Source organism: Microbacterium nanhaiense (genome assembly GCF_014646015.1).
GTDB lineage: Bacteria > Actinomycetota > Actinomycetes > Actinomycetales > Microbacteriaceae > Microbacterium > Microbacterium nanhaiense.
In genome coordinates this window covers 237,359-254,267 of record NZ_BMMQ01000002.1, presented here as the reverse complement: position 1 = coordinate 254,267, position 16,909 = coordinate 237,359, and the positions used below count along the sequence as shown (strand labels likewise).

The 16,909-nt window shown below is 68.5% G+C and carries 15 protein-coding genes; 6 read left to right on the top strand and 9 right to left on the bottom strand.

The window, feature by feature from the left end:
• Position 1: 1 nt before the first annotated feature.
• Positions 2–1,420: a Fe-S cluster assembly protein SufB gene (gene sufB / locus IEX05_RS04120; RefSeq protein ID WP_188700119.1), complete on the bottom strand. Its 1,419-nt coding sequence runs from the start codon at positions 1,418–1,420 to the stop codon at positions 2–4.
• A gap of 233 nt (positions 1,421–1,653) precedes the next feature.
• Between sufB and IEX05_RS04115 the strand changes: the two genes are divergently transcribed.
• On the top strand, positions 1,654–2,700 hold the full coding sequence (locus tag IEX05_RS04115) for a COX15/CtaA family protein (protein ID WP_188700118.1): 1,047 nt from the start codon (positions 1,654–1,656) through the stop codon (positions 2,698–2,700).
• 4 nt (positions 2,701–2,704) lie between these two features.
• On the opposite strand, the gene IEX05_RS04110 is transcribed toward IEX05_RS04115, so the two are convergent.
• Genes IEX05_RS04110 through IEX05_RS04100 form a run of 3 tightly spaced genes read right to left on the bottom strand, consistent with a single transcriptional unit; the run spans position 2,705 to position 6,319 of the window.
• Positions 2,705–3,850: a hypothetical protein gene (locus IEX05_RS04110; RefSeq protein ID WP_188700117.1), complete on the bottom strand. Its 1,146-nt coding sequence runs from the start codon at positions 3,848–3,850 to the stop codon at positions 2,705–2,707.
• A complete protein-coding gene (locus tag IEX05_RS04105; protein ID WP_308423397.1) occupies positions 3,847–5,331 on the bottom strand; it encodes an MFS transporter in 1,485 nt (494 codons plus the stop codon). The genes IEX05_RS04110 and IEX05_RS04105 overlap by 4 nt, the downstream gene beginning before the upstream one ends.
• A gap of 16 nt (positions 5,332–5,347) precedes the next feature.
• Positions 5,348–6,319 (bottom strand): heme o synthase, encoded by a 972-nt coding sequence (locus tag IEX05_RS04100; RefSeq protein ID WP_188700116.1) that lies wholly within the window; start codon positions 6,317–6,319, stop codon positions 5,348–5,350.
• 242 nt (positions 6,320–6,561) lie between these two features.
• Here IEX05_RS04100 and tkt point away from each other — a divergent pair, with 242 nt between their 5' ends.
• The 5 genes from tkt to pgl all read left to right on the top strand — a co-directional run bounded on the left by tkt (position 6,562) and on the right by pgl (position 13,027).
• Complete coding sequence (gene tkt, locus IEX05_RS04095) at positions 6,562–8,643, top strand: transketolase (RefSeq protein ID WP_188700115.1); 2,082 nt, start codon at positions 6,562–6,564, stop codon at positions 8,641–8,643.
• Positions 8,640–9,746 (top strand): transaldolase, encoded by a 1,107-nt coding sequence (gene tal, locus IEX05_RS04090; protein ID WP_188700114.1) that lies wholly within the window; start codon positions 8,640–8,642, stop codon positions 9,744–9,746. Before tkt ends, tal begins: the two co-directional genes overlap by 4 nt.
• A gap of 79 nt (positions 9,747–9,825) precedes the next feature.
• Positions 9,826–11,373: a glucose-6-phosphate dehydrogenase gene (gene zwf / locus IEX05_RS04085; protein WP_188700113.1), complete on the top strand. Its 1,548-nt coding sequence runs from the start codon at positions 9,826–9,828 to the stop codon at positions 11,371–11,373.
• Positions 11,370–12,305 (top strand): glucose-6-phosphate dehydrogenase assembly protein OpcA, encoded by a 936-nt coding sequence (locus tag IEX05_RS04080; RefSeq protein WP_188700112.1) that lies wholly within the window; start codon positions 11,370–11,372, stop codon positions 12,303–12,305. Before zwf ends, IEX05_RS04080 begins: the two co-directional genes overlap by 4 nt.
• Positions 12,302–13,027: a 6-phosphogluconolactonase gene (gene pgl / locus IEX05_RS04075; protein WP_188700111.1), complete on the top strand. Its 726-nt coding sequence runs from the start codon at positions 12,302–12,304 to the stop codon at positions 13,025–13,027. The genes IEX05_RS04080 and pgl overlap by 4 nt, the downstream gene beginning before the upstream one ends.
• A gap of 57 nt (positions 13,028–13,084) precedes the next feature.
• Here the strand turns inward: pgl and IEX05_RS04070 are convergent, their stop codons facing one another.
• From IEX05_RS04070 to gap, 5 genes are all read right to left on the bottom strand, one after another.
• A complete protein-coding gene (locus IEX05_RS04070; RefSeq protein ID WP_188700110.1) occupies positions 13,085–13,441 on the bottom strand; it encodes an RNA polymerase-binding protein RbpA in 357 nt (118 codons plus the stop codon).
• Complete coding sequence (gene secG, locus IEX05_RS04065; RefSeq protein ID WP_114117239.1) at positions 13,441–13,695, bottom strand: preprotein translocase subunit SecG; 255 nt, start codon at positions 13,693–13,695, stop codon at positions 13,441–13,443. The genes IEX05_RS04070 and secG overlap by 1 nt, the downstream gene beginning before the upstream one ends.
• Positions 13,696–13,803: 108 nt before the next feature.
• Positions 13,804–14,592 carry a triose-phosphate isomerase gene (gene tpiA / locus IEX05_RS04060; RefSeq protein WP_188700109.1) on the bottom strand — a complete coding sequence of 263 codons (789 nt, stop codon included), beginning with the start codon at positions 14,590–14,592 and terminating at the stop codon, positions 13,804–13,806.
• Positions 14,583–15,797: a phosphoglycerate kinase gene (locus IEX05_RS04055; protein ID WP_188700108.1), complete on the bottom strand. Its 1,215-nt coding sequence runs from the start codon at positions 15,795–15,797 to the stop codon at positions 14,583–14,585. The genes tpiA and IEX05_RS04055 overlap by 10 nt, the downstream gene beginning before the upstream one ends.
• 90 nt (positions 15,798–15,887) lie before the next feature.
• On the bottom strand, positions 15,888–16,895 hold the full coding sequence (gap, locus tag IEX05_RS04050; protein ID WP_188700107.1) for a type I glyceraldehyde-3-phosphate dehydrogenase: 1,008 nt from the start codon (positions 16,893–16,895) through the stop codon (positions 15,888–15,890).
• Positions 16,896–16,909: the final 14 nt, after the last annotated feature.

The window sequence follows — 16,909 nt, the reverse complement described above, 5'->3', positions numbered from 1 at the left end:
CTTAGCCGACCGATCCTTCCATGCCCATTTCGATGAGCTTGTTGAGTTCCAGCGCGTATTCCATCGGCAGCTCGCGCGCGATGGGCTCGATGAAGCCGCGCACGATCATCGCCATCGCCTCGGTCTCCTCGAGGCCGCGGCTCATCAAGTAGAAGAGCTGCTCCTCGCTGACCTTCGACACGGTGGCCTCGTGCCCGAGCACCACGTCGTCCACGCGGATGTCGATCGCGGGGTAGGTGTCGGAGCGGGACTGCGTGTCGACGAGCAGGGCGTCGCAGATGACGGAGTTCGACGAGTGGTGCGCCTTCTCGTCGACGCGAACCTCGCCGCGGTATCCGGCGCGACCGCCGCCGCGGGCGATCGACTTCGAGACGATCGACGACTGCGTGTACGGCGCCATGTGGATCATCTTCGCGCCCGCGTCCTGGTGCTGGCCGGGGCCGGCGAATGCGACCGACAGCGTCTCGCCCTTGGCGTGCTCGCCCATGAGGAAGATCGACGGGTACTTCATCGTGACCTTCGAGCCGATGTTGCCATCGACCCATTCCATGGTCGCGCCCTCCTCGGCGATGGCGCGCTTCGTCACGAGGTTGTAGACGTTGTTCGACCAGTTCTGGATCGTCGTGTAGCGAACGCGGGCGTTCTTCTTGACGATGATCTCGACGACCGCGGAGTGCAGCGAGTCGGACTTGTAGATCGGAGCGGTGCAGCCCTCGATGTAGTGGACGTAGCTGCCCTCGTCGGCGATGATCAGCGTGCGCTCGAACTGGCCCATGTTTTCCGTGTTGATGCGGAAGTAGGCCTGGAGCGGGATCTCGACGTGCACGCCCTTCGGAACGTAGACGAAGGAGCCGCCCGACCAGACGGCCGTGTTCAGGGCGGCAAACTTGTTGTCGCCGGCTGGGATCACGGTGCCGAAGTACTCCTCGAAGAACTCCGGGTGCTCCTTGAGGGCGGTGTCCGTGTCCATGAAGATGACGCCCTGCTGCTCCAGGTCCTCGCGGATCTGGTGGTACACGACCTCGGACTCGTACTGTGCGGCGACGCCCGCGACGAGACGCTCGCGCTCCGCCTGCGGGATGCCAAGGCGCTCGTACGTGTTCTTGATGTCGTCGGGAAGGTCTTCCCAGCTGTCCGCCTGCTTCTCGGTCGTGCGGACGAAGTACTTGATGTTGTCGAAGTCGATCTCGCTGAGGTCGGCGCCCCACGTCGGCATCGGCTTCTTCTCGAAGAGGCTCAGCCCCTTGAGACGGGTCTTGAGCATCCACTCGGGTTCGCTCTTGAGCCCCGAGATGTCACGGACGACGGCTTCGCTCAGGCCGCGCTGCGCGCTCGCACCGGCGACGTCGGAGTCGTGCCAGCCGAACTCATACACCCCCAGCCCTTCGAGCTCTGGGCGGTCGATCAACACATCAGACATGTCGGCTCACACTCTCCTTCAGACGGGCCCCGAACAGTATCATCTGCTCCACCGCATCGGAGGGGACGCGGTGTGGGTGGACCCTCATTTTCGACGCAGGCCCTGCGCCTAGACTGTTTTCGGATCCGGCGCCCACGTGCGCGCCTTCTCCTTCATCGCTCAATTCTACAGGTCTCGCCCTGTGGCACGCCCGGCGCGGCGTAGCTCTCAGGGCAGGTTCAGGAGCATCACGCATGACCATCTCCCCCGCTCTCAAGGTGTTCGCCTGGCTGTCGTTCCTCGCCGAGGTGATCATCATCGGCACGGGCGGCGCGGTGCGCCTCACCGGTTCCGGACTCGGCTGCGACCAGTGGCCGCTGTGCACCCCCGGCTCGCTCGTTCCCACGGAGGAGATGGGCATTCACGGACTCATCGAGTTCGGCAACCGCACGATGACGGGCGCGGTCGGGATCCTCGCCCTCGTCGTCCTGCTTCTCTCGCTCGCCGCCGCGGGCGGGCGCCGCTCGGTCGTCCCGGCGCTGCTGTTCGCGCTCGGCGGCGTCGTGCTCGCGGCCGGCTCGTACGCCATCTTCTACCTGACCGGCCTCGGCTCCGTCGGCGCGGTCGTCATGTCGGTCGTCCTGCTGCTCGCGGTGCTGGTGGGAGCGATCCATTCGCTCCGCACGACGCCGGTGCGCCGGGATCTGCTCACCCTCGCCTGGGTCGTGCTCGCGGGCGTCATGGCGCAGGCCGTCGTCGGCGGCAGCGCCGTCCTGACGGGCCTGAACCCGTTCATCGTGGGCTTCCACTACGCTTCGTCGCTCGTGCTCGTGTGCGTGACGGCCGCGTTCCTCGTCCGCATGTACGCCGTGACCGGGCCTCGCGAGCTCGCGACGCCGCGGTGGTACCTGATCCTCGTGCACGTCACGTCGCTCGTGCTCGCGATCACGATCGTGTTCGGCATCCTCACGACCGGCAACGGCCCCCACTCCGGCGACAAGAACGTCACGCGCGACGGATTCGACGCGTCGCTCCTCGCGCACATCCACTCGTGGCCGGGCTACACTCTGTTCGCCCTGGCGCTCGTGATCGTGATCGTCGCCTGGGCGAAGGCGCTCCCGACCCGCGCGTGGTCGACCGCCTTCATCGCCGTCCTCACGGTGCAGATCATCGTCGGTGTCGTGCAGGCCCGCGACGCGCTGCCGCCGCTTCTCGTCGGGATCCACATGGTGCTCGCGGCGCTCTCCGCCGCGGCCTATGTCGTGACGATCTTCCGTCTGAAGCGCCCCGTCACGCGCTGATCGCTCAGCGGCAGGAGGTGGTCTCGTCGACCAGATCCTGCGCCGGGGCGACGCCGTTGTAATAGAAGTTGACGCCGTTGCCCCAGGGGTCGTCGTACCCCATCCCGATCGCCCACGCCGTGGCCATCAGCTCGGCGTCGCCGTCGAACGCATCGGTCAGCATGTCTTGGCACTTGGCGGTGATGACGTGACCGGATTCGTGGGCGACGAGCGACTCGTAGCGCGGATCCGGCCAGTGCGCGGCGACGGAGTTCGACAGTTCCATCGTGGCCGATCCCCCGTCGAGGTACTGCCACGTCACCCGGCCACCCGCCGAATCACCCTCGCCCAGGCCGTTCACGACCGGTGCCCAGTCGAAGTCGACGCGCACGCCGCCGGTGATCGAGCGCACGAACTCTTCGATCTCGAGACGCACATCGATCAGCCCGTCGCCCTGGTCCTTCTCCGCGAGTTCATCGCGCTGCGATTGTTCGACGGCGGCCGCGGCCTCGGCGTAGGCCGTGACGTAGTATTCGACGCTCTCCTCGCCCGTGGCGGCGGCGTCCGCGGCGTAGTGCAGGCGGATCCTCGACTGCGCCGTGGCGGAGACGTTCGCCTCCTCGAGCTGCTCCGCGCGATCGGGGATCGATGCGCGGAGCGCGTCGACGGCGGCCGCGAGTTCGGGCGCGCGCTCGGCGACGATCTTGGTCGCATCGTCGTATCGCTCGGCGGCGGCGGAGGCGGCGTCGGCCTGCGCCTCGAGTTCGTCCGCCGCGGCGTCGAGCTCGTCGGTCGTCTCCGGCTTCGACGCATCGGCATCGGGCGTCTCGGGCGCTGTGGCGTCGTCGGCCGCACCGCGGATCAGCTCCGCCAGCTCCCGCACATCGCCGACGCGCGCCTCGTCCAGGTACGGCAGCGCCGCCTCGGGGGTCGCGGCGTCCGCGAGTTCCAGCGTTCCCGCGACGTCGCTGTGCGCCGCATCCCAGCGCGAGCGTGCGGCGTCTCGGTCTTCGGAGGCCCGACCGTGCTCGGCGAGCGCCCGCTCGTACCGTTGCTCCGCCGCTCGATACTCGAGCGCCGGCGGCACGAGGAACGCCGCGGCGCCGGCGCACAGCGCCACGATGATCCCGACGACGACCCACGGGATCCACCGCGGGCGACGCGCGGTCACGCCTGCTCCGTCCGGGCGAGGCGGCGCCTCGCGCCGAGGTCGGTGAGCGCCACCACGAGCGAAGCGGCGAGGAACAGCACGACGGCCAGGAGGCCCATCGCGTACGCGTCGTTGAAGACCTCGGCGTGCGCCGTCGTGCCCTCTTCGCGGAAGATCGTCGAATAGAACAGGCTGAGCGCCACCGCCGCGCCGATCGCGTTCCCCACGCGCTGGCCGAGCTGTCCGACGGATCCCGCGAGGCCTCCCTCCGAGGGAGGGATCTCCGCGAGCGTCAGGGTCTGATTCGGCGAGATGACGCAGCCGCCGCCGAGGCCGCCGACCACCATGATTCCCGCCATCACCCACGGCGTCGCCTCATCGGGCACGTAGTGGGCCGTCGCGATGAGCGCGAGGGTCGAGACGAGAACGAGCACCAGCCCGAACACGACGAGAGAACGCCCGAATCGCGCGACGAGCTTCCCGCTCTGCCAGGAAGAATACGCGCTCAGCAGGGCGAAGCCGATCGTGACGGCGCCCGCGGCGAGGGCGGACAGGCCGAGCCCCTGCTGCAGGTAGAGGGCCGTGAGCAGGAACACGCACGGCATCGCGGCGAAGTAGAGAGCCTGCAGCATCGTGCCGTTGCGCCACGACCGGATCCGGAACAGACCCATCGGGACGAGCGGCGCGCCGCCCCGGGCGGCGTAACGGTGCTCCCACAGCACGAAGCCGACGGCGACGATCGCGAACGGCACCAGCAGCCACCAGCGCGCCGGCGAGTCCTCGGGCGACCCGGTCGTCAGCAGGAAGGGGAACATCAGCGTCGTGACCATCGCCGCGAACAGCACGAGCCCGACCGGATCCAGCGAGATGCGCGCGGTGTCCGGTCGGCGCACCTCGGGAAGCACCTTCCACAGCACCGCGATCACGGCGGCGCCGAGCGGGAGGTTCATCCAGAAGATCCACCTCCAGCCGTCCTCGGGCCCACCGAGGGCGATCATGAGGCCACCCAGCGTCGGCCCGAAGGCGGTCGACAAGCCGATGATCGCGCCGAAGAGGCCGAACGCCATGCCGCGCTCGCGCCCCGTGAAGATCTGCTGGATCGTTCCCATCACCTGCGGCATCTGCACGCCCGCCGCGATCCCCTGCAGGAACCGGGCGACGACGAGCACCCAGATGTTCGGCGCGATGGCGCAGAGGACGCTCCCGAGCGTGAAGCCGATGAGACCGGCGATCATGAGCGTCCGACGCGATCGCTGATCGCCGATGCGTCCGAACGGCACGAGCGCGAGTCCGAACGCGAGGATGTACCCGGACACGACGAGCTGCAGCTCCGTGGATCCGCCGCCGAGCGCCTCCTCGATCGACGCCAGCCCGACGTTCACCTTGGAGACGTCCATGATCGTCAGCGCGGAGACGCTGACGCTGGCCCCGAATGCCCGCCACCTGGCCGCATGATCCAGCGCGATCGTTCGGGTGGGGGGCTCGCTTTCGGGGTCACTCACCCCCTCAGGCTACCCGTCAGAACGGCAAGAGCGGGTCGATGGCGACCGCGAGGAACACGAGCGTGAGGTAGGTGATCGAGGCGTGGAACACGCGCATCGGGCGCGCCTCCGAGCCCTTCTCGACACCGGCCTTCGCGCGGACCGACATGTTGTACATGCGGTGCGATTCGTAGATGAACCAGCCGCCGAACACCAGCGCCGACGCCGTGTAGACGATTCCCATATCGGCGACCGGGATGAGCAGCAGCGAGCACGCGAGGGTCGCCCAGGCGTACAGCACCACCTGCAGGCCGACCTGCTGACCCGAGCGGGTCGCACCGAGCATCGGCACGTCGGTCTCGTCGTAGTCTCCCGCGTACTTCATCGACAGCGGCCAGTAGTGCGGGGGCGTCCACAGGAACACCAACACGAAGAGCACGAACGGCGCCCAGTCGAGCGAGTTCGTCACGGCGGTCCACCCGATGAGCACAGGGAAGCAGCCGGCGATGCCGCCCCACACGATGTTCTGCTCGGTGCGTCGCTTGAGGATGATCGTGTAGACGACGACGTAGAAGAAGATCGCGACGCAACTCAAGACCGTCGTGAGAACGTTCGTGAAGACGAGGAACCACACGGCCTGGATTGCCGCGAGCGCCCAGGAGAAGATCAGCGCCGCGCGGGGCGTGATCTCGCCCGTCACGAGCGGGCGATTCTTCGTGCGCTTCATCTTCTTGTCGATGTCGCGATCGATGTACATGTTGAACGAGGCGGCCGAGCCGGCGCTCATCGCGCCACCGATGACGGTGACGAGGACGAGCCAGAGGTTCGGCAGGCCATCGGCGGCGAGGAACATCACCGGGACGGTAGACACGAGCAGGAGCTCGAGAACGCGCGGCTTCGTGAGCGCGACGTAGGCGGCGAGCGTGCGACGGATGCCGCGCTTGCCTGCGCGGGAAGTGCCGAGCTCGGCCTCGGTCGAGGCTTGCTCGGAGCGTGAACTCGTCGACAACGCGTACCCTCCGGATCTTTCTTCGGCCAAACGAAATCATTCTATGGCATGTAGAAGTTCTCCCGATCAGGGATCTCCCACGTGCGTCGTGACACGCGTCGGCGTCATCGGGTGTCACGGGGTGACGCCAGCGCCCTCAGCTTTCACTAAGCTGGTAGTGGAAACGCGCGTCGAGGCCGCCCGGGCACATCGCCCGTGCGCGCTATGCCGAGACGCATCACCACTGACGGAAGGGCGGTCCCGTGGCAGAACTGCGTTGGGACGACATCGATCGACGAGCCGTGGACACGGCGCGCGTGCTGGCGGCTGACGCCGTTCAGAAGGTTGGCAACGGACACCCGGGAACGGCCATGAGCCTGGCCCCCGTCGCGTACCTGCTGTACCAGCGCGTGATCAACCACGACCCCGCCGACACCCACTGGCTGGGCCGCGACCGCTTCATCCTCTCGGTGGGGCACTCGTCGCTGACGCAGTACGTTCAGCTGTACCTCGGCGGCTTCGGCCTCGAGCTCGACGACCTCAAGGCGCTCCGCACGTGGGGCTCGAAGACCCCGGGCCACCCCGAGTACGGCGAGACGGACGGCGTCGAGATCACGACCGGCCCGCTCGGCCAGGGTCTCGCCTCGGCCGTCGGATTCGCCTATGCCTCGCGCTACGAGCGCGGGCTGTTCGACCCGGAGGCTCCCGCGGGCGAGAGCCCCTTCGACCACTTCGTCTACGCCATCGCCGGCGACGGCGACCTGCAGGAGGGCGTGACGAGCGAGGCCTCCTCGCTCGCCGGCCACCAGAAGCTCGGCAACCTCATCGCGATCTACGACTCGAACCAGATCTCGATCGAGGGCGACACGAACGTCGCCTTCACCGAGGACGTGGCGGCGCGCTACGAGGCGTACGGCTGGCAGGTGCTGCACGTGGACTGGACCGCGGGCGGTGAATACGTCGAGGACGTCGCTGCGCTCAACGCGGCGATCGAGGAAGGCAAGGCCGAGACCGGCAAGCCCACGCTCATCGTGCTCAAGACCCTCATCGGTTACCCGGCTCCGAACAAGAAGGGCACGGAGTCGGTCCACGGCAACGCGCTCGGCGCGGACGAGGTCGCGGCGACCAAGCAGGTGCTCGGCTTCGACCCGGAGCAGAGCTTCGTCGTCGAGGACGAGGTCATCGCCCACACCCGTCAGCTGTCGGCTCGCGCCGCCGAGGCCCACGCCGCCTGGCAGGAGCGCTTCGACGCCTGGGCGGCGGCGAACCCCGAGCGCAAGGCGCTCCTCGACCGGCTCGAGGCCGGCGCGCTCCCCGAGAACATCGAGCAGGCCCTCCCCGTTTTCGAGGGCGGAAGCTCCTCGTCGACGCGCGCCGCGAGCGGCAAGGTCATCAACGCCCTCGCCTCCGAGCTCCCCGAGCTGTGGGGCGGATCCGCCGACCTCGCCGGTTCGAACAACACGACGATCGACGGCGCCCAGTCGTTCATCCCGGCCGAGTGGTCGACGCACGACTGGAAGGGATCGCCCTACGGGCGCGTGCTGCACTTCGGCATCCGCGAGCACGCAATGGCGGCGATCCTCAACGGAATCACGCTGCACGGCAAGACCCGCTCGTACGGCGGAACCTTCCTGCAGTTCGCCGACTACATGCGGCCCGCCGTCCGACTCGCGGCGCTCATGAACATCCCGAGCATCTTCGTCTGGACGCACGACTCCGTCGCCCTCGGCGAGGACGGCCCGACGCACCAGCCGATCGAGCACCTCGCTGCGCTCCGCGCGATCCCGAACCTCGCGGTCGTGCGCCCCGCTGACGCCAACGAAACGGCGTACGCCTGGCTCGAGACCCTCAAGCGTCACGGCGGCCCGGTCGGCCTCGCCCTCACGCGCCAGAACGTCCCCACCTTCGACCGCGCGTCGGGCGAGTTCGCGTCGGCCGAGCTGACCGCGAAGGGCGCCTACGTGCTGCAGGACGCCCCGAACGGCACGCCCGACGTGATCCTCATCGCCACCGGCTCCGAGGTGCAGCTGGCCGTCGAGGCCCGCGAGGCGCTCGCCGCCGAGGGCATCGGCGCACGCGTCGTCTCGGCGCCGTCGCTCGAATGGTTCGCCGAGCAGGACGCCGAGTACCGCGAGAGCGTGCTGCCGTCCTCCGTCACCGCTCGCGTGTCGGTCGAGGCGGGAATCGCCTCGCCCTGGCGCGGCATCGTGGGCGACCGCGGCCGCTCGATCTCGATCGAGCACTTCGGTGCCTCGGCCGATTACCAGACCCTCTTCACGAAGTTCGGCGTCACGACCGAAGCGGTCGTCGAGGCCGCTCGCGAGACCATCAAGGAGAACGCATGACCGCCAACACCGCACAGCTCGCCGCAGCGGGCGTCAGCATCTGGCTCGACGACCTCTCGCGCGACCGCATCTCGAGCGGAAACCTGGCCGAGCTCATCGAGACGCGCAGCGTCTCGGGCGTCACCACGAACCCGACGATCTTCGCCGGCGCGCTGTCGAACGGCGCCAGCTACGCCGACGCCGTCGCCGAGCTCGCCGCCTCGGGCGCGTCGACCGATGAGGCGATCTTCACGATCACCTCGAAGGACGTGCAGGACGCCTGCGACATCTTCCAGCCCGTCTACGACGCCACGGGCGGTGTCGATGGCCGCGTGTCCATCGAGGTCTCCCCCGACCTCGCGCACGACACCGATGGCACCATCGCGCAGGCGAAGGACCTCTGGGCCCGCGTGGACCGCGAGAACGCGCTCATCAAGATCCCCGCGACGAAGGCCGGTCTTCCCGCCATCACCGCGGTGATCGGCGCCGGGATCTCCGTCAACGTGACGCTGATCTTCTCCCTCGAGCGCTACGAAGAGGTCATCGACGCCTACCTCGCCGGGCTCGAGCAGGCCCGCGAGGCCGGTCACGACCTGTCGAAGTTGCACTCGGTGGCGTCCTTCTTCGTGTCGCGCGTCGACACGGAGGTCGACAACCGCCTCAAGGCGCTCGGCACCGACGAGGCCCTCGCCCTCACCTCGCAGGCGGGCGTGGCGAACGCTCGCCTTGCATACGAGCTGTTCGAGAAGAAGTTCGCGGAGCCCCGCGCGACCGAGCTCACCGGCGCCGGTGCCAACGTGCAGCGCCCGCTGTGGGCGTCGACGGGCGTCAAGGACCCGTCGCTGCCCGACACCCTCTACGTGACCGAGCTGGTCGCGCGGGGTACCGTCAACACCATGCCCGAGAAGACCCTCGAGGCGACGCACGACCACGGCACCATCACGGGCGACACCGTGACGCCGAACTACGACAACGCCCACAAGGTGTTCGAGAATCTCGCTGCCGCGGGTGTCGACTTCGCCGACGTCACGCAGGTGCTGGAAGACGAGGGCGTGGAGAAGTTCATCGCCTCGTGGCACGACCTGCAGAAGACTGTGGCCGACGCGCTCACGGCGGCCCGCTAAATCCCTATGAAACCGGGCCCCTCGCCTGAGCGCGAGGGGCCCGGTGTGGGCTTATGCCCCACGCGATGAGAAGGAATCCATGCCAGCACCCATCACGCGCGGCGTCAATCCGCTGCGCGACAGCGACGATCGTCGCCTGAATCGCATCGCGGGCCCGAGCGCCCTCGTCATCTTCGGCGTCACCGGCGACCTCGCCCGCAAGAAGCTCCTCCCCGCGGTCTACGACCTCGCCAACCGCGGCCTACTCCCCCCGGGGTTCGCGCTCGTCGGCTTCGCGCGACGCGAATGGGAAGATGAAGACTTCGCCCAGATCGTCCACGATGCCGTGCAGCAGAACGCGCGCACCGAGTTCCGTGAGGAGACCTGGCAGCAGCTCGCCCAGGGGATCCGCTTCGTGCAGGGCACCTTCGACGACCCCGACGCCTACGTTCGGCTGCGCGAGACCGTCGACACCCTCGACCGCGAGCGCGGCACGATGGGGAACCACGCGTTCTACCTGTCGATCCCGCCGAAGGCCTTCGACGTCGTCGCTCAGCAGCTCCTGAAGTCCGGTCTCGTCGACGAGAACTCCGACGGCGACCGTTGGCGCCGCGTGGTCATCGAGAAGCCCTTCGGCCACGACCTGGAGTCGGCCCGCGAGCTCAACGACTCCCTCGAGGCCGCCTTCCCGAGCGACTCGATCTTCCGCATCGACCATTACCTCGGCAAGGAGACGGTGCAGAACATCCTCGCGCTGCGCTTCGCGAACGAGCTGTACGAGCCGATCTGGAACCGCAATCACATCGACCACGTGCAGATCACGATGGCCGAGGACATCGGCGTCGGCGGCCGCGCAGGCTACTACGACGGTGTGGGTGCCGCCCGTGACGTCATCCAGAACCACCTCCTGCAGCTGCTCGCGCTCACCGCGATGGAGGAGCCCATCAGCCTCTCGGCCGAGCACCTGCGCGCCGAGAAGGAGAAGGTGCTCGAGGCGGTCGTGCTGCCCGAGGACCTGTCGAAGGCCACCGCGCGCGGACAGTACGCGGGCGGCTGGCAGGGCGGCGAGAAGGTCACGGGGTTCCTCGACGAAGACGGCATGGATCCGCAGTCGAAGACCGAGACCTACGCGGCCATCAAGCTCGAGATCGACACGCGCCGCTGGGCGGGTGTGCCGTTCTACGTGCGCACGGGCAAGCGGCTCGGCCGACGCGTGACCGAGATCGCGGTCGTGTTCAAGGAGGCCCCGACGCACCTGTTCTCGCGCGGGCAGTCCTCCGACCTGAGCCAGAACGCGCTCGTGATCCGCGTGCAGCCCGACGAGGGCGTGACCCTGCGATTCGGGTCGAAGGTGCCGGGCAACGGCACCCACGTCCGTGATGTCACGATGGACTTCGGGTACGGCCACGCGTTCACCGAGGCGAGCCCCGAGGCCTACGAGCGCCTCATCCTCGACGTGCTGCTGGGCGACCCGCCCCTGTTCCCGCGTCACGAGGAGGTCGAGCTGTCCTGGCGGATCCTCGACCCCATCGAAAAGTACTGGGCCTCGCTCGACGAGCCGCTCGAACAGTACGAATCCGGTTCGTGGGGGCCCGCCTCCGCCGATGCCCTGCTCGCGCAGGATGGCCGCGTCTGGAGGCGCCCGTGATCATCGATCTGAACGAGACGACCGTCAGCAAGGTCGCGAAGAAGCTCGTCAGCGTTCGCGAGGAGGGCGGCGCCGTCGCCCTCGGCCGCGTGCTGACCCTCATCATCAAGGCCGACGACCGTCCGGTCGAGGAGGCCATCGAGGCGGCGAATGACGCTTCGCGCGAGCACCCCATGCGCGTGATCGTGGTCGTCACCCACCCTGGCGACGAGGCGCGCCTCGACGCCGAGATCCGCGTCGGCGGCGACGCGGGCGCGAGCGAGGTCGTCATCCTGCACGCGTACGGTGAGGCGGCGAACAACTCCGAGTCGCTCGTCACCGGTCTGCTCCTGCCCGACGCGCCCGTCGTCGCTTGGTGGCCGGGCGACGACGCGCCCGAGGCCCCCGCACTGTCGCCCCTGGGGCGCATCGCACAGCGGCGCATCACCGACTCTTCGGCCTCGGAGAAGGCGGACGAGCGCCTCGCGCGCCTCGACGAAACGTACCGTCCGGGCGACACCGACCTCGCCTGGACCCGCCTGACCCGTTGGCGCGAGCATCTCGCGGCGGTCCTCGACCAGCCGCCGTTCGAGCCCGTCACCGCGGTGGAGGTGCGCGGTGCGGCGGATTCGCCCTCGACCGCGCTGCTCGCCGCTTGGCTCGGCATGGCCCTGGACGTGCCCGTCACCTGGCGCAACGAGGATCCGGCCGAGTGGTCGCACGGCATGCGTTCGGTGCGCCTGACGCGCGAGTCGGGCGACATCGTCCTCGAGCGCAGGACGGAGACGCACGCGGTGCTCACCCAGCCCGGTCAGCCCGATCACGATCTCCTCCTCCCCCGCCGCTCGCTCCGCGAGTGCATCGCGGAGGAGCTTCGACGCCTCGATGCCGACCGCCTGTACGGCCGCGTGATCACCGACGGGTGGCGCGCGCTGCCGGAGGCCACGGTATGAGCGTTGCTCGTGAAGAGGTGACGGCCGCCAGCAAGAACGCGCTGGCGGCCGTCGCCGCGTCCCGTCTCCTCGACGTCCTCGCCCCTGCGACGGCGGAACGAGACGCGCACGTCTCCCTCACGGGCGGATCCATGGGCTCCGCCGTCCTCGACGTGCTCGCGGCGCACGATCGCCGCGCAGAGGTGGACTGGTCCCGTGTGCACTTCTGGTACAGCGACGAACGATTCGTCGAGCGCGACTCGGATGAGCGCAACATCACCCCCGCGCGCGCCGCGCTCGCGGCGCTCACGGGCGCACGAGTGCATGAGCCATGGGGCACGGAAGACGGCACGCTCGACGATGCCGCGGCGGCCTATGCCGCCGAGCTCGCCGATGCAGCTCCCGCCGGTCTTCCGGCTCCGGCGTTCGACGTGCTGTTCCTGGGCGTCGGCCCCGACGCCCACGTCGCGTCGTTGTTCCCCGGGCGCGACGAAATCCTCGAGAGCGCGGCGACGGTCCTGCCCGTGCGCAACTCTCCCAAGCCGCCGCCCGAACGCGTGACGTTCACGCTGCCCATCATCAACGGCGCGGAACGCGTCTGGATGGTCGTCGCCGGCGCAGACAAGGCCGAGGCCGTGGTGAAGATCCGCGAGAACGCCGCTCCGCAGCTCGCCCCCGCGGCGCAGGTGCGCGGCACGCTCGAGACCGTGCTCTTCCTCGACGAGGCCGCCGCCGGCGCCTGACGCGCACGCACAACGACGAACGCCCTGTCCGATCGGACAGGGCGTTCGTCGTCAGAACTACTCGCCGCGCTTCTCGCGAAGCTTCGTCAGCGCCTCCTCGAGGAGCGACTCCGCTTCCTCTTCGGTGCGACGCTCCTTGACGTATTCGAGGTGCGACTTGTACGCCTGCGGCTTCTCGAGCACGGGCGGGTTCTCGCGGTCGCGGCCGGCAGGCAGCCCCGACTGCGGGTGATCGATGACCTCGGGAATCTCGTCATCGGGCACGTCGGCCGCGTAGTAGCGGACGATCTCGTTGCCGTCGGCGTCCCAGTACGTCACCACCATGCGCTCGGCGTGATGGCCGTGGTCCTCCTCGCCCATCGGGCCGGACCCGATCCGCGTGCCGCGGATCGCCGTTGATCCCTGGCTGGCCATCAGGCGCCCAGCACCTGGAACTTGGTGATGAGGCCGAGACCAACGATCGAGAGGAACCAGACCAGAGACACCGTGATGGTGATGTAATTCAGGGTGCGCTCCGCCGAGCCCGAGCTGCTCATCGCCTGGGACATGCCACCGCCGAACATGTCGGACAGGCCGCCACCGCGACCCTTGTGCATGAGGATGAACAGCGTGAGCAGCAGGCTCGTCAGGCCCAGCAGGACCTGCAGAATGATCTCGAGAATGTGCACGAGGAATGCCTTTCCGTCGTACGGCCCGTTCTGGCCGCACAAGGTGCAAGTCTACCGGGTTGTGCGGCCCGCCGCCCACGAATGGGCGACGGACCGCACGGGGTGTCGTCAGACGCCGACGTGGTTCTTGAAGCGGACGATCGCGCTGAACTCGTCCACCTTGAGGCTTCCGCCACCGACGAGCGCGCCGTCGATGTCGGGCTCCCGCATGAAGGAGGCGATGTTCTCCGACTTCACGGATCCGCCGTAGAGCACGCGCGTCTTGTCGGCCGCGTCGTCGCCGAGCTTCGCGCGGATGACGTCGCGGAGCTTCTGGCAGACCTCCTGGGCCTGCTCGGGCGTGGCCGCCTGGCCCGACCCGATGGCCCAGACGGGCTCGTAGGCGACGACGATCTCCGCATCGGCGGGGACGTTCTCCAGCGCGACCTCGAGCTGTCCGACCGGCACGGCGCTCGCACCGAACTTCTCAAGGTCCTCGCTCGTCTCGCCCACGCAGATGACCGGCACGAGGCCGTGCTTCAGGGCGGCCTGGGTCTTCGCGGCGACGACCTGGTCGTCCTCTGCGTGGTACTCGCGACGCTCGGAGTGGCCAATGATGACGGATCCGACGTTGAGCTTCGAGAGGAAGGCGCCCGAGATCTCGCCCGTGTAGGCGCCGGAGTCGTGGACCGACAGGTCCTGCGCGCCGAGCCCGAAGGGAATCTTGTCGGCGTCGAGCAGGGTCTGCACGCTGCGGAGGTCGGTGAAGGGCGGGAAGACCGTGACATCGACGCTGTCGAAGTCGTGGTCGGCATCCTTCAGGCTCCAGTGCAGCTTCTGCACGAGAGCGACCGCCTGCAGGTGGTCGAGATTCATCTTCCAGTTGCCCGCGATCAGCGGGGTACGGGTCATGCCCATCCGAGGACCTCCAGTCCGGGGAGTTTCTTGCCCTCGAGGAACTCGAGGCTGGCGCCGCCGCCGGTCGACACGTGGCCGAATTGTTCGTCGGCGAAGCCGAGCGTGCGGGCGGCCGCGGCGGAATCGCCGCCGCCGACGACCGTCAGGCCGTCGGTCTGGGTGAGTGCTTCGGCGACGGCCTTCGTGCCGCCTGCGAAGTTCGGGAACTCGAACACGCCCATGGGGCCGTTCCAGAACACGGTCTTCGACGAACGGATCGCCTCCGCGAACAGCGCTCCGGTCGCGGGCCCGATGTCGAGGCCGAGCGCGTCGGCGCCATACGGGGTGCCCTCGAGGTCCTCGCTCGGCGCGTTCTCGAACTCCGCGTCCGCGGAGAACGACGAGGCCATGAGGCTGTCGATGGGGACGAGCAGGTCGACTCCCTGCTCGTCAGCCTGGGCCATGTACCGCTTCGCGGTGTCGATCTGGTCGACCTCCACGAGGCTCTTTCCGATGGCGTGGCCCCGTGCGGCGAGGAAGGTGTAAGCCATTCCGCCGCCGATCAGGATCTTGTTCACGCGCGGCAGCAGGCTGTCGATGACGCCGAGCTTGTCGGACACCTTCGAGCCGCCGAGCACGACCGTGTAGGGCTCCTCGGGCGACTCGAGCAGGCGCTCGAGGACGCTCACCTCGTGAGCCACGAGCTTGCCCGCGGCCGACGGCAGGATCTCCGCGAGCTCGTACACGCTCGCCTGCTTGCGGTGCACGACGCCGAAGCCGTCGGACACCATGACGTCGGCGAACTCGGCGAGCTGCTCGGCGAAGGCGCGGCGCTCCGCGTCATCTTTGCTCGTCTCCCCCGCGTTGAAACGCAGGTTCTCGAGGACGGCCACCTGACCGGTCTCCAGCGCGGCGACGGTTTCCTGGGCGGACGCACCCACGGTGTCGGTCGCGAACGCAACCGGGGATCCGAGAAGCTCGCCCAGGCGCGCCGCGACGGGCGCCAGCGAGTAGGCCGCGTCGGGCTCGCCCTTGGGGCGGCCGAGGTGCGAACTCGTGACGACCTTCGCGCCGGCGGCGAGAAGAGCAGAGATGGTGGGGAGCGCCGCGCGGATGCGGCCGTCGTCGGTGATGGCACCATCGGAGAGGGGCACGTTGAAATCGCAGCGCACGAACACGCGCTTGCCCGCGAGATCGCCCAGGGATTCCAGGGTACGGAGAGTCATGGGTACACCTAACTATGCGGAACGCCCGCCCTCCCGCGAGGTGTCGCGGGTGCGGACGGGCGTTCGGTCATCTGTGATGAGGGTGCGAGCTCAGAGCTTCGAGCCGACGAACGACGCGAGGCCGACGAGGCGGTTCGAGTAGCCCCACTCGTTGTCGTACCAGGCCGACACCTTCGCAAGGTTGCCGCTGACGCTGGTGAGACCCGAGTCGAAGATCGACGAGTGCGGGTTCTGCTGGATGTCGCTCGAGACCAGCGGGTCGTCCGAGTACTCGAGGATGCCCTTGAGGGAGCCCTCCGACGCGGCCTTCTTGTAGGCCTCGTTGATCTCCTCGGCGGTCAGGCCGTCCTTGGTGATGAGCGTGAGGTCGACGATCGAACCCGTGGGAACCGGCACGCGGTAGCTGGTGCCGTCGAGCTTGCCGTTCAGCTCGGGCAGCACGAGACCGATGGCCTTGGCGGCACCGGTCGAGGTCGGCACGATGTTGATCGCGGCACCGCGCGCACGGCGCAGGTCCTTGTGCGGGCCGTCCTGGAGGTTCTGGTCGGCCGTGTAGGCGTGAGCCGTCATCATGAAGCCGCGCTCGATGCCGAAGGCGTCGTTGAAGACCTTGGCGAGGGGGGCGAGGGCGTTCGTGGTGCACGACGCGTTCGAGATGACGTGGTCGGTCTCGGGGTTGTAGTCCTGCTCGTTGACACCGAGCACGAAGGTCGGGGCCGGGCCGCTGGCCGGGGCCGAGATGATGACCTTCTTGGCACCGGCGGCGATGTGCGCCTCGGCGGCCTCGGGCTTCGTGAAGAAACCGGTCGACTCGATGACGATGTCCACTCCGAGCTCGCCCCAGGGCAGCTTCGAGGGGTCGCGCTCGGCGAAGGCCTTGATGACGTTGCCGTCAACGGTGATCGACTCGTCGTCGAAGCTGACCTCGCGGCCGAGGGGGCCTCCGACCGAGTCGAACTTCAGCAGCTGAGCCAGCGTCTTGTTGTCGGTGAGGTCGTTGACTGCGACGACCTCGAAGTCCGCGCCCTGAGCAAGCGCGGCGCGAAGGAAGTTGCGTCCGATGCGGCCGAAGCCGTTGATACCGATCCGTGCGGACACTCTGTGTCTCCTAG